Source organism: Campylobacter concisus, from assembly GCF_902460545.1.
In the GTDB taxonomy this organism is placed as follows: domain Bacteria; phylum Campylobacterota; class Campylobacteria; order Campylobacterales; family Campylobacteraceae; genus Campylobacter_A; species Campylobacter_A concisus_AE.
The window spans coordinates 35,700-47,385 of the sequence record NZ_CABPUE010000001.1; the positions used below are offsets into that span (position 1 = coordinate 35,700).

Genomic DNA, 11,686 nt, shown 5'->3' on the forward strand with positions numbered 1-11,686 from the left:
ATTTATACTATATTGAAGTCTCATTCCATCAAATATTGGTTCAAGTAAAATAATTACTTTCATGCCGTTTTTAACCAGTGGATCTATTATATAATTTTGCATGTATTTTAATGTGTTTAAATTCTTCAATAACCTTGCCATAATTCTCTCTCGGTATTGTATTTGCAAAAAGTATATTATCACCATTGCTACATTTTGCAACAATAATCTTTTTGTCTTTTGTAAAATTTGAATTTACTTCACTTGTGTTAATTAGCTCGCAATCACTATTTGCTTCAATATTAAAGAAATTTTCTACACTAAAATTATTTACATTGGTTGCAGTCTTTGGTGTGAATTTACCATAAGTCATAACTACTCTATTATAGATAGCTTCAGAGTATCTTAAAAACAAATGCAAGCTTGCTAAATAATCTGGCAGTGTTTTTAAAAACGTTATCTTATTTGTGCCAAAATTTACCATTAGTTCATCAGTGGTATAAATTTTGACATCTCTCTCAATATAATCTTTAAAAAGATTGCTAACTCTTATACTAACAACAACCTCTTTTGCACCAACTTTTTTAATAGCATTTACAATAAAAGGATAGTCACCTATAAAATTTCCAGAAACGCCAAAATTATAAATACCAATATTATTTTCTTTAAAAATGTTTGTTGAAATATGATTAAACGTCCTACTGCTTCCAACAAAAACGATATCCTTTTGTTTTTCGCTATTTATCTTAAAGTGCTCTGCTTTTGAAATTTTATTATCAACAAAATTTGTCTTACTTGTTCCACTTTCTGCAAAAACATAAAGTACAACATCAAGCCCAACCATAGCAAATATTACCAAAAACAGGCATAGAAATATTTTTTTCTTAAAATCTAAAGTATAAAAATTCACTCGCATTATTAAGCCTAATTGCTAAGATTGATATAAATAAAAAGAAAGATGTTGCAAAAATTTGCCAGATAGTAAATTTAAATTTCTTATCAAATGCTATTTGCATAGAGTTTTTAAAAAGCAAAACGACCAAAAAAGCTAAAACGATAAAAAGTATCTCAAGATAGTTAACGTCTATCTTAAACTCACCAAAAAACATTCCTCGGATCACTTTCATGGCATCTTCAAAGCTTTTTGCCCTAAAAAATATCCATGTGAAATTTACAAAGTTAAAGGTGATGATCCAAGCAATGATTTTATTTAATTTAAAATTTAACTTTTGCCAACATCTGTGAATAACAATAGCAACACCATGTAAAGCAACCCAAACAACAAATGTCCAAGCAGCTCCATGCCAAAGACCGCCTATCAAAAATACCAAAAACAAATTTAGATAGGTACGGCTCTGCCCCCCTATTTCCTCCAAGTGGGATATAGATGTAGTCTCTTAAAAAACGTGATAGTGTAATGTGCCACCTATGCCAAAAATCCTGAATATTTAAAGCCTTATACGGGGAGTTAAAATTTATGGGAAGCCTTATGTTAAAAAGTAGCGCAAGACCTATCGCCATATCACAATAACCACTAAAATCAAAATAAAGTTGAAAGGTATATGAAAGTGACGTCGCCCATGCTTGCAGAAAAGTCAAATTTCCTTCCACATCAAATCCAGCATTTGCAAAAATCGAAAAAGTATCAGCAACCACACTCTTCTTAAATAGCCCCATGCTAAAAATATAAATTTATAGTTTTTTATAAGATTAAATTTATTTGCAAACTGAGGCATCATTTCTTTGTGATGCACTATCGGACCAGCAATAAGCTGTGGAAAAAATGTTATAAAAAGGCAGTAGTTTAAAAAACTATTCTCTTTTGTCTGCTTGTTATAACTATCCACTAGATATGCTATTTGCTGAAATGTGACAAAACTAAGTGCTAGCGGCAAAGCGATATGAAGTAGACTTAAATTTGTATTTGCTATAGCGTTTAAATTTGAAATTAAAAAATCAGCATATTTAAAATATCCAAGTAAAGCGAGGTTGCAAACTATACCAAAAATCAAAATAGTTTTACTCTGATGTTTTGCAAGAAATTTTGAAACAAGGAAGTTAAAAACGATACCTCCTAACAAAATCGGCAGATAATAAACACTCCAATAAGCATAAAAAAATAAACTAGCACTCACTAAAAAAGCTTTTGCAAGAGTGCTTAGTCGCTTTTTATTTAGAAAAAAATATACAAAAAATACAAGTGGTAAAAATACAAATATAAAGACATATGAGTTAAAAAGTAATTTTATCCCTTATTTTCTATCCACACACTTACCAAGCTGACAAGCTCTTTTGTAAAGTGCATTTGCCTTTGCTTCATCACCGCTTAGCTTTGCAAGCAAAAAGCACGACTGAGCGTACTCAAGCTCGCAGCTCTTTGCCAAAAGCCTTAGCACTCTAGCCTCAGCCTTAGTTCTATCTATCTTATGAGTCTTTAAATTTTCACTTTCGATGTAGGATTTTAGCCCCATAGCCTCGTTATAGCAGCCAACGCCATCGCCGCTATCACAAGCTAGTTTATAAAGTTTTAGAGCCTTTTGGATATCTTTTTGCTCATCAATCAGCCCTTGCTCATAAATTTGGCCTAAATTTGAACAAGCCGTCGCAAGCCCAGTATTACAAGCTTTTTCGTAGTAGCCTTTTGCCTTTACAAAGTCTTTTTCGTTGCTAAAATTTACGGCTAGGTTGTTACAGTCGATGCTATTTCCACTCTCGCAGTTTTGCATCATCTTCTCTTTTTCAAGCTCCAGACGTTCTGCTCTCGCCTCTTCATCACTTTGCCAAAAGCCAAAGCTTACCATCTTTTGCCACGACCAGCAACCACTAAGTATAAAGCCCATAGCCAAAATAAGACCAAAATTTAAGACCTTTTTCACTTACATTCCTAGCTTTGTGCCTAGTCTTTTCATCTGCGGGCATGCCTTGCTTAGCCCACGAAAGCAAGCGACTTTATAAATTCCATAAGCCCTTTTTTCATCTTTATTGACACCAAGACCAAGCTCGTACATCGCTCCGATATTAGCACAACTTGGCAAATCGCCAGCATTGCATGCATTTGTATAAGCTTGCATTGCTAAGTAATAATCTCTCTTAACGATCTCGCCTTTTCTGTAAGCATTGCCTAAATGATAGCAAGCTTGCATGCCTCCGCCATTGCAACTTTCTTTATAAATCAAAATTGCCTTTTTTGGATTTTTTTTAACTCCGAGTCCAAGCTCATAAAGAGTGCCCAAATTTGCACAACCGACTTGTACTTTAGCATCGCAAGCTTTTTTATAATTTGTTAAAGCATTTTCATATTCTTTTAAAAGCTCGTAATTTACACCCAAATCGTTGCAAGCTTCCGCATCGCCTTCTTCGCATCTTGGTATTAAAATTTCGATCGCATTTCTTGAAATTTGCTCTTTATTTTGCACTATTTTTTCATCCTTTGGTTGCTGCCACGAATCATCTTGTTTTTGTCCTACACCAATCACGTTTAAGCAGCCAGTGAAAAATAAAGCTGATAAAAGCAATAAATATTTTTTCATTCTTTTCCTTTTAAAATTGTCCAAAGAGGTCATTTAGTGCTTCACTGATACTTGGGTGAGTGAAAATTTGATTTTTAAAGAAATTTGCATTTGCTTTTAAATTCATAGCAATTGCGATTTCATTTATCAGCTCATTTGCATAGATGCAGTGAAAGATAGCACCTAAAATTTCGCCGCTTTGTGCATCAACGATAGCTTTTAGCATACCTACATCGTGATTTAGTACTTTTGCGCCTGGTACTGTTGCCATGCTAAGCTTTAGCTCTTTGAAATTTAACCCAAGTTTGCTAGCTTCTTTGGCGCTCATTCCAACTCTTGCTAGTGGAGTATCGGTAAATAGCACATTTGCATGAATGCTTCTATTTTTAGTATTTCTTTTTTTATCACCAAAAATTTGTGAATAAACTATCCTAAAATCATCCAAGCTCGTGTAAGTAAAAAGCTCTCCGCCACGCACGTCGCCTACCGCATAGATGTTTGGCACATTTGTTTGAAGATTTTCATTTGTCTTTATAAAGCCTTTTTCATTTAGATCAACTCCAGCAGCTTTTAAATTTAAATCATCCACATTTGCTACTCTGCCAAGCGCGATCAAAAATGCATCGGCTCTAAGGCATCTTTGCTCGCCATTTTGCTTGAAATTTAATACATTTTCTTTAATGCACTCTATCTCGCAACCCTCTAAAATTTCAACGCCTTGGACTCTAAGTGCTTCTTTTACGCTATTAGCTATATCATCATCTTCGTTTTTAAGTAGTTTCGAACGCCCTATAATAGTCACTTTTGAGCCAAAATTTGCAAACATTGATGCAAACTCTATACCAATAAAACCACTACCGATAATGACAAAATGCTTTGGTAAATTTTTTAGATCAAGCAAAGTTTGGCTTGAAAATACATTTGAGCTTATAACCTCAAAAGGAGCATCTGCCTCTTTTGAGCCACTATTTATGATGATAAAATCGCCCTCTATTAGCTTTTTCTCACCACTTGGCGTTGTTACAAGTACGCTATTTTCGCTAGCAAATGAGCCAATACCATCAATCACATAGATATTTTCTTTATCATTTAGCATCGCATAGTTTTTAGCATTCAAAGCTGAGATTAGCTTATTTTTATTTTCAACGCTAAGTGTGTAATATTCGCTTTCAACGCTATTATTTACAAATTTTGCCTCTTTAGCGGCTGTTATTAGACGTTTGGTTGGTATGCAGCCAACATTTATGCAAGTGCCTCCATACATTTTTGGCGATCTCTCTACAAGAGCTACTTTTTTGCCAAGTGCGGCAGCTTTAACCGCTAGCGTTTTGCCAGCTTTTCCAAAACCAATAATTACAATATCATATTTCATTTTCAGTCCCTTATCTTTCCCATTATATAGTAAGTTGTTTCATTTATCTTTTTTAGCTCCATTTTATATTTATTAGCCCAGTTTTTTATGATCTCATCAACTCGCTCTTTTATTTCATTAACGGTAGCTACATTTTTTATCTTTAGTCTATCTTCACTTCCACTCATCGCCACAAAACAAAGGTGCGGCTTTAAATGATCGTTTAGTTCAATTATGCTCTTTGGCAAAAGACCATCAGTATTGTTTAAAATTCTACACATTTGAGCAGTGGTCGTTTCATTGACGTTATAGCCAAGCTGGATTAAAAGTGCATTATGATCCATATCGTTCCTTTTGCTTAAAATTTGCGGGCATTATAAGATAAAATTGGATAAAATCGCCTAAATTTTCAAGGACAAATATGAAAAAATTTATCATTTTTGTATTTAGTGTTTTGCTATTTTGCGGATGCTCGTTAGATCAAATTTCACAAAATTTTGGCCTTAGTGAGCCACCACTTGATCCAGAGGTCGAGCAAATAGCAGACGCCATCTATCTATATAACGAGGGCAACTATCCAAAGGCTTGCAAGAGATTTTATGATTATGCAAAAGATGGAAATGTGCTTGCCATGCAGCAAACTGGCGTTTGTTTTCGTGACGGCAAAGGCTTTAGTAAAGATATTTTAAGAGCACTTTTTTGGTTTGAAACAGCTGGCAGATACGGTAACATAGACGGCCTAAGAAGTGCCGGACATATCTACGAGTACGGCCTTGGTGTAAACAAAAATTTAGAAAAAGCAATATATTTTTATGAAAAAGCTGTAAGTCTTGGCTCGAGCGAGGCTAGCTACGATTTAGGACTCATCTACCTAGGCAAAAACGACTATAAAAAAGCGAGAATTTATCTTGACGAAGCTTGCTTTAAAGGTAAAGAAGAAGCTTGCGCAAAGCTAAAAGAGATGAAATTTTAGATCCCATCTCTTTTTGTAAATTTATTACGCGTCAGCCTTTTGAGCGATCAAAACGCCTTCTATCATTTTTTTGATGTCGCCATCAAGTATCGCATCAGTTTGCGAGTATGCCTCGCCACTGCGGTTATCTTTTACTTGCTGATATGGGAAAAGCACATATGATCTTATCTGGTGCCCCCAGCCGATCTCGCTTTTTTCTACGCTATTGCTAGCTTCTTGCTGTTTCATTAGCTCAAGCTCGTAAAGGCGTGATTTTAGCATTTTCATCGCTGTGGCTCTGTTTTTATGTTGACTACGATCGTTTTGACACTGCACGACGATGCCAGTTGGTAAATGTGTGATACGAATGGCTGATTCTGTTTTATTTACATGCTGACCGCCTGCACCACTAGCTCTATAAGTGTCTATCTTTAGATCTTTCTCTTCGATCTCGATCTCTATATCATCATCTACTTCAGGGCTTACCATGACACTTGAAAAGCTTGTATGACGGCGCCCTGCGCTATCAAATGGGCTTGTGCGAACGAGCCTATGGATGCCATTTTCTGCTTTGAAATATCCATAAGCATTTTCACCTTTTACAATAAAGCTCACGTCCTTTAGCCCAGCCTCATCACCCTCTTGAAAGTCAAGAGTCTCGACCTTAAAGCCCTCGCGCTCGCAAAATCTAAGATACATCCTATAAAGCATGCTCGCCCAGTCGTTACTCTCGGTGCCACCAGCTCCGGGATGGATCGATACGATCGCATTTTTGCTATCGTCCTCGCCACTTAAAAGCATAGAAATTTCTAAATTTACTATCTTTTCATCTAAATTTTTAGCATCCTCAAATAAAGAATTTATAGTCTCCTCGTCATTTTCAGAATTTGCTAGCTCAAAGAGCTCCTTTGCGTCGCTAACTGCTTGATGAGCATCACTAAATTTAGCAAGCATGTTTGAAATTTTTGTCTTTTCTTTATTTAGCGCTCCAGCTTTAGCGATATCTTGCCAAAAACTAGGGTCTTGTTCGGTCGCCTCGATCTCTTTTAGCCTAGCCTTTATCTCGTCAGGCTTTACGATAGAGCCTATGTTTTCAACTTTTGTTTGTAGCTTCTTTAAAAGCTCGTTGTATTCGTAACTATCCAAGTTTTTCTCCAAAAATTTTTGCCGATTTTAGCCAAAAGTTGCTTACATTTTTAAATTTACGCCCTTTTAATCCTTTTTTGTTACAATGCCAAGTTAAAATTTCAAATAAAAAGAGTCAAAATGCAAATCATAAGAACCATAAAAGAACTTGAAAATTTCGTCTCTAGCACAAGCACAAAGATCGGTTTTGTACCAACCATGGGCGCACTTCATGACGGACACGTTAGCCTTATTAAAAAATGCGTGAGCGAAAACGAGATAAGCATCGTCTCAACGTTCGTTAATCCAACTCAGTTTTTACCAGGTGAAGATCTAGACAAATACCCAAGAAACGAACAAAACGACATTAAAATTTGTGAGCAAAATGGCGTTAGTGCTATTTTTATTCCGGATGCTAATGAACTTTACTTTGAAGATGAGCCTCTAATCGTCGCTCCAAAGAAATTTTCGGCCATCTTAGAGGGCAAAACTAGACCTGGTCACTTTGACGGCGTCTTAAGGGTGCTAAACAAGCTATTTCGTCTAACTCGTGCAAATAGCGTTTACATGGGCAAAAAAGATACACAACAACTAATTATCGTGCAAAACATGATAAAGACATTTTTTCTTAATACCAGCCTAGTGGCTTGTGATATCGTTAGAGAGCCAGACGGCTTAGCGCTTTCAAGCAGAAACGTCTATATCTGTGACGAAGATAAATGTAATGCTCTAAGGCTTTCAAGATCGCTAAATAAAGCACAAAATTTGATCCAAAACGGCGAAGAGGACGCAAGCGAGATCAAAACAAAGATGCTTGAAGTGCTAGAGCCGTTAAAGGTTGATTATGTCGCTATTACGGATAGAAATTTAAATGAAATTTCCAAAATAGAAAAAAATAACACCATCATTTTAGTAGCAGCTTACGTTGGTAAAACTAGGCTAATAGACAACATCTGGATATAAAAATGCCAAAACTTCACTTAATTTCACTTGGCTGTAACAAAAATTTAGTTGATTCTGAGATCATGCTTGGCAGATTACAAAACTACGATATCACAGACGATATCAGTGACGCTGACGTTATCATCGTAAATACCTGTGGCTTTATCAAATCCGCCAAAGAAGAGAGCATCCAAACCATACTTGAGATGCACGAAGCACGTAAAAATGGCTCTTTACTAGTAGTGACTGGCTGTCTTATGCAGCGCTACAAAGATGAGCTTATGAAAGAGATACCAGAGGTAGATCTCTTTACCGGTGTGGCTGACTATGACAAGATCGATGAGATCATCTTAAAAAAGCAAAATTTATTTAGCCCGCAAACTTATCTGCAAGCAAATGAAGAGCGTGTGATAACTGGCTCAAACTACCACGCCTACATCAAAATTTCAGAGGGCTGTAACCAAAAATGTAGTTTTTGTGCCATTCCAACTTTTAAAGGAAAACTAAAATCACGCTCGCTCGAAAATATCGTAAATGAGGTTAAAAATTTGGTCAAAAAAGGCTACTACGACTTTAGCTTTTTATCTCAGGACTCAAGCTCATATATGCGCGATCAAGGCGTTAGTGACGGGCTTATAAATTTAATAGACGAGATAGAAAAGATAAAGGGCGTAAGGAGTGCCAGGATACTTTACCTCTACCCAAGCACGACCAGCAAGGAGCTCATTTCGCGTATCATCGCTTCGCCCATCTTTCACAACTACTTTGACATGCCTATCCAACACATCAGCGAAAATATGCTAAAGATAATGAAGCGTGGAAGTGGTGCTAAAAAGATAAAAGAGCTTTTAAATTTAATGAGAAATGCCGAGAATTCATTCTTACGAACTGGTGTCATCGTGGGTCATCCAGGAGAGAGCGAGGAGGATTTTGAGGAACTTTGCAAATTTTTAGAAGAGTTTAAATTTGATAGAATTTCAGCCTTTGCCTACTCAAAAGAAGAAGATACGGCATCTTTTGAAATGGAGCAAATCCCAGCCAAAATCATTTCAAAAAGACTAAACAAGATAGAAAAAATCACTAAAAAATCGATAAATGAGAGCTTGCAAAAAGAGCTTGGTAAGAAAATTTATACTTCTCTTGAGGGCATTAGCAGCGAGGGCGAGATGTTTTACGCAGCCAAAAAAGATATCTGGGATAAAGATATAGACGGTGAAATTCTAATAAACGAGAGCGATGTAAAAGAGCTTGAGATCGGCTCACTCTACCTTTGTGAGGTCACTGACGTGGTTGATCAAAAACTGATCGCTAAAATCATCAAAAAAGCAAAATGATAAACCAAAATGTGCGAGAAAAGCTAAACTCAGGTGCAAACCTACTTGCATTCTCGCACGGTATAGACAGCACTGCACTTTTTTACATTTTAGAAGATGCTGGGATCAAATTTGATCTAGCGATGGTTGATTACAATGTTCGAGAGCAAAGCAAAAACGAAATAAAAAGCGCAAAAGAACTCGCAGATAAATTTGGTAAAAAAATTTATACTAAAAGCGTTTTTTTAGATAATTCAAATTTTGAAAAAAATGCGCGCGAGGCAAGATATGAGTTTTTTGGCGAGATTTGTCAAAAATTTAGCTATGAAAATTTGATCCTAGCGCATCAGTTTGATGATAAATTTGAGTGGTTTTTGATGCAGCTTAGTAAGGGTGCTGGACTAAAAGAGCTCTTTGGTATGAGCGAGCTTGAAAAGAGAAAGCACTTTTGGTTAGTTAGGCCACTTTTAAATTTGCGCAAAAAAGAGCTTCAAAACTATCTTGATGAGAGAAATTTACACTATTTTATCGATGAGACAAATTTAAAAGGCGAGTTAAAAAGAAGCTTTATTCGGCTAAATTTTAGTGAGCCATTTTTGGATAGATATTTTAGTGGCGTACAAAAGAGCTTTGAGTTTTTAGAAGCCGATAGACAAATTTTAATGCCAAATATCACAAAAATAAGTGACGAAATTTTTATCATAAAAAATGATAGTAATGCGATACGAGGCGTTGATATGGCGGCAAAAGAGCTAAACGTACTTCTAAGTAAAGCTCAAAAAGATGAGCTAAATGCAAATTTAGCAAAGCAAACAAGCGTGGTGCTAAGCGGCAAGATCGCTGTCGGATACGCAGACACTTGCCTTTTAGTAACTCCATTTTGCAAAGCCATAATGCCAAAAATTTTTAAAGAGAAGGCTAGAATTTTAAAAATTCCAGCTATAAATAGAGGCTATCTTTTTGCTATAAATTTTGATTTATCAAAATTAGATTCTAATAAATATTGAAAGATTTGGCTTTTGCCTGAAACGCTAAAAACAAAAGCCAAAATCAATTAAAATAAGCTATTTACGCTTTCATTGTGATATACACGGCGTATCACTTCGCCAAACAATGAAGCAGCACTTAGCACTTTTATACAAGGTAGCTCCTCTGCTAGAGGGATCGTATCTGTTACCACCAACTCATCCAAAAAGCCTAGTCTTAGCCTATCGTAAGCTGGCCCACTAAGGACTGGATGCGTGCAAAATGCCATAACGCTAGTTGCGCCACGCTCTTTAAAAATTTCAGCTGCTTTTACGATCGTGCCAGCTGTATCTATCATATCATCAACTAAAATCACATCTTTGCCATTTACGTCGCCGATTATATTCATCACTTCGCTCTCGTTTGCTTTTTCGCGGCGCTTATCTACGATAACCATGTCAAGATTTAGATTTTTAGCCAAGGCTCTAGCACGAGCAACGCCACCTACATCAGGGCTTGCAACGATTGGATTTGGTAAATTTTTAGCTCTTACGTAGTCATTAAAAATAATACTTCCATAAAGGTTATCAACCGGAATATCAAAAAATCCTTGAATTTGTCCTGCGTGAAGGTCCATAGTGACGACTCTATCGATACCTGCTGTTTGCATCATGTTTGCCACTAGTTTTGCAGTGATCGGCACTCTAGGAGCTGCTTTTCTATCTTGTCTAGCGTAGCCAAAATACGGCACAATCGCTGTTATTGAGCTTGCACTGCTACGTCTTAAAGCATCAGTCAAGATAAGCAGCTCCATTAAATTTGTATTTGTCGGTGCACATGTTGGCTGAATGACAAAAACATCTTTTCCGCGCACGCTCTCGCCGATTTGTACGCTGATCTCTCCATCGCTAAATCTTTTTATACTTGCCTCGCTAAGAGGAAGTGAAAGATATTGCGAAATTTTCTTTGAAAGCTCAATATTAGCCGTTCCTGAGAAAATTTTATAGCCTCTCATAATGATAACCTTTTTAGTGATTTTTATGTTGGGATTTTATCGAAACGAGCTTTAATTTAAATTTATTCTTTTTAGGACCATTTCTAGCCCTAGTTTAATTCTTATTGCCACAATCAAAAATTTGAGCTCTTACTCTATAACCAAGTGCAGACGAGCTTCCATCTGGGCAGGTTTTAATACCTTCAAAAAGCCAGTAGCAAAGCGCCTCTTCTTTTATAATATAAAGTACAACTCTTTTATGAAGTCCTACTATTTCAACTGCTTCATTTTTTAAATCATTTATCGCACCTTGTCTAAGTCTTTCAATAGTTGGGTTCATTCTACCATTTGCCTCGTCACTTCCCTCTGCTTCGCCTAAAACTTTGCAACTATAAGGTGTAGAATTTACCATAGCTATACCTTTTGAGTTTGGCGATAATGGCTTTGGTGTAAATTGTGGTGCCATGCAACCAGAAAATAAAGCTAAGATAGTGCAAAAAACTATCAAATTTGAAATTTTCATTTAACCTCCTTAAATAAATTCTTGCATTATTC

The 11,686-nt window shown here is 36.2% G+C and carries 13 protein-coding genes and 1 pseudogene; 4 read left to right on the forward strand and 10 right to left on the reverse strand.

What is annotated here, in order from left to right; all coding sequences use genetic code 11:
• Positions 1-70 precede the first annotated feature (70 nt).
• From FZ949_RS00180 to FZ949_RS00205, 7 genes and pseudogenes are all read right to left on the reverse strand, one after another.
• Positions 71-895 (reverse strand): hypothetical protein, encoded by an 825-nt coding sequence (locus FZ949_RS00180; protein WP_103580188.1) that lies wholly within the window; start codon positions 893-895, stop codon positions 71-73.
• On the reverse strand, positions 864-1,355 hold the full coding sequence (locus FZ949_RS09455; RefSeq protein WP_262367758.1) for an MBOAT family O-acyltransferase: 492 nt from the start codon (positions 1,353-1,355) through the stop codon (positions 864-866). The genes FZ949_RS00180 and FZ949_RS09455 overlap by 32 nt, the downstream gene beginning before the upstream one ends.
• 49 nt (positions 1,356-1,404) lie before the next feature.
• Positions 1,405-2,114 (reverse strand): annotated as a pseudogene (locus tag FZ949_RS09465) (MBOAT family O-acyltransferase); the annotation flags it as partial.
• A gap of 117 nt (positions 2,115-2,231) precedes the next feature.
• A complete protein-coding gene (locus FZ949_RS00190; RefSeq protein WP_103580187.1) occupies positions 2,232-2,855 on the reverse strand; it encodes a tetratricopeptide repeat protein in 624 nt (207 codons plus the stop codon).
• Positions 2,856-3,509, reverse strand: coding sequence for a tetratricopeptide repeat protein (locus FZ949_RS00195; protein ID WP_103580186.1), 654 nt, complete (start codon positions 3,507-3,509; stop codon positions 2,856-2,858).
• Between the two features lie 10 nt (positions 3,510-3,519).
• Complete coding sequence (locus tag FZ949_RS00200; protein ID WP_103580185.1) at positions 3,520-4,860, reverse strand: dihydrolipoyl dehydrogenase family protein; 1,341 nt, start codon at positions 4,858-4,860, stop codon at positions 3,520-3,522.
• 2 nt (positions 4,861-4,862) lie between these two features.
• Complete coding sequence (locus FZ949_RS00205) at positions 4,863-5,183, reverse strand: hypothetical protein (protein ID WP_054196551.1); 321 nt, start codon at positions 5,181-5,183, stop codon at positions 4,863-4,865.
• A gap of 77 nt (positions 5,184-5,260) precedes the next feature.
• On the opposite strand from FZ949_RS00205, the gene FZ949_RS00215 reads away from it, so the two are divergent.
• On the forward strand, positions 5,261-5,812 hold the full coding sequence (locus FZ949_RS00215) for a tetratricopeptide repeat protein (protein WP_148789978.1): 552 nt from the start codon (positions 5,261-5,263) through the stop codon (positions 5,810-5,812).
• A gap of 24 nt (positions 5,813-5,836) precedes the next feature.
• Here the strand turns inward: FZ949_RS00215 and prfB are convergent, their stop codons facing one another.
• Positions 5,837-6,937: a peptide chain release factor 2 gene (gene prfB, locus FZ949_RS00220; RefSeq protein WP_103580183.1), complete on the reverse strand. Its 1,101-nt coding sequence runs from the start codon at positions 6,935-6,937 to the stop codon at positions 5,837-5,839.
• A 120-nt stretch (positions 6,938-7,057) separates the two neighbouring features.
• Here prfB and panC point away from each other — a divergent pair, with 120 nt between their 5' ends.
• From panC to tilS, 3 genes are read left to right on the forward strand one after another with little or no spacing between them, the layout of a single operon-like run.
• On the forward strand, positions 7,058-7,879 hold the full coding sequence (gene panC / locus FZ949_RS00225) for a pantoate--beta-alanine ligase (RefSeq protein ID WP_148789979.1): 822 nt from the start codon (positions 7,058-7,060) through the stop codon (positions 7,877-7,879).
• Between the two features lie 2 nt (positions 7,880-7,881).
• Positions 7,882-9,192 (forward strand): 30S ribosomal protein S12 methylthiotransferase RimO, encoded by a 1,311-nt coding sequence (rimO, locus tag FZ949_RS00230; protein ID WP_148789980.1) that lies wholly within the window; start codon positions 7,882-7,884, stop codon positions 9,190-9,192.
• Positions 9,189-10,178 (forward strand): tRNA lysidine(34) synthetase TilS, encoded by a 990-nt coding sequence (tilS, locus tag FZ949_RS00235; protein ID WP_103580180.1) that lies wholly within the window; start codon positions 9,189-9,191, stop codon positions 10,176-10,178. The genes rimO and tilS overlap by 4 nt, the downstream gene beginning before the upstream one ends.
• 47 nt (positions 10,179-10,225) lie before the next feature.
• Here tilS and FZ949_RS00240 read toward each other — a convergent pair whose 3' ends face one another.
• A complete protein-coding gene (locus FZ949_RS00240; RefSeq protein WP_072594149.1) occupies positions 10,226-11,152 on the reverse strand; it encodes a ribose-phosphate pyrophosphokinase in 927 nt (308 codons plus the stop codon).
• Between the two features lie 94 nt (positions 11,153-11,246).
• The gene (locus tag FZ949_RS00245; protein WP_103580179.1) at positions 11,247-11,654 is read right to left on the reverse strand and encodes a DUF4156 domain-containing protein; all 408 of its coding nucleotides are present in this window, start codon (positions 11,652-11,654) and stop codon (positions 11,247-11,249) included.
• Between the last annotated feature and the right edge of the window lie 32 nt (positions 11,655-11,686).

Excerpts from the sequence above, each read along its gene's own strand:
- FZ949_RS00180 (WP_103580188.1), bottom strand. The coding sequence starts at position 895 with ATGCGAGTGAATTTTTATACTTTAGATTTTAAGAAAAAAATATTTCTA.
- FZ949_RS00195 (WP_103580186.1), bottom strand. The coding sequence starts at position 3,509 with ATGAAAAAATATTTATTGCTTTTATCAGCTTTATTTTTCACTGGCTGC.
- FZ949_RS00200 (WP_103580185.1), bottom strand. The coding sequence starts at position 4,860 with ATGAAATATGATATTGTAATTATTGGTTTTGGAAAAGCTGGCAAAACG.
- FZ949_RS00205 (WP_054196551.1), bottom strand. The coding sequence starts at position 5,183 with ATGGATCATAATGCACTTTTAATCCAGCTTGGCTATAACGTCAATGAA.
- FZ949_RS00215 (WP_148789978.1), top strand. The coding sequence starts at position 5,261 with ATGAAAAAATTTATCATTTTTGTATTTAGTGTTTTGCTATTTTGCGGA.
- panC (WP_148789979.1), top strand. The coding sequence starts at position 7,058 with ATGCAAATCATAAGAACCATAAAAGAACTTGAAAATTTCGTCTCTAGC.
- rimO (WP_148789980.1), top strand. The coding sequence starts at position 7,882 with ATGCCAAAACTTCACTTAATTTCACTTGGCTGTAACAAAAATTTAGTT.
- tilS (WP_103580180.1), top strand. The coding sequence starts at position 9,189 with ATGATAAACCAAAATGTGCGAGAAAAGCTAAACTCAGGTGCAAACCTA.
- FZ949_RS00240 (WP_072594149.1), bottom strand. The coding sequence starts at position 11,152 with ATGAGAGGCTATAAAATTTTCTCAGGAACGGCTAATATTGAGCTTTCA.
- FZ949_RS00245 (WP_103580179.1), bottom strand. The coding sequence starts at position 11,654 with ATGAAAATTTCAAATTTGATAGTTTTTTGCACTATCTTAGCTTTATTT.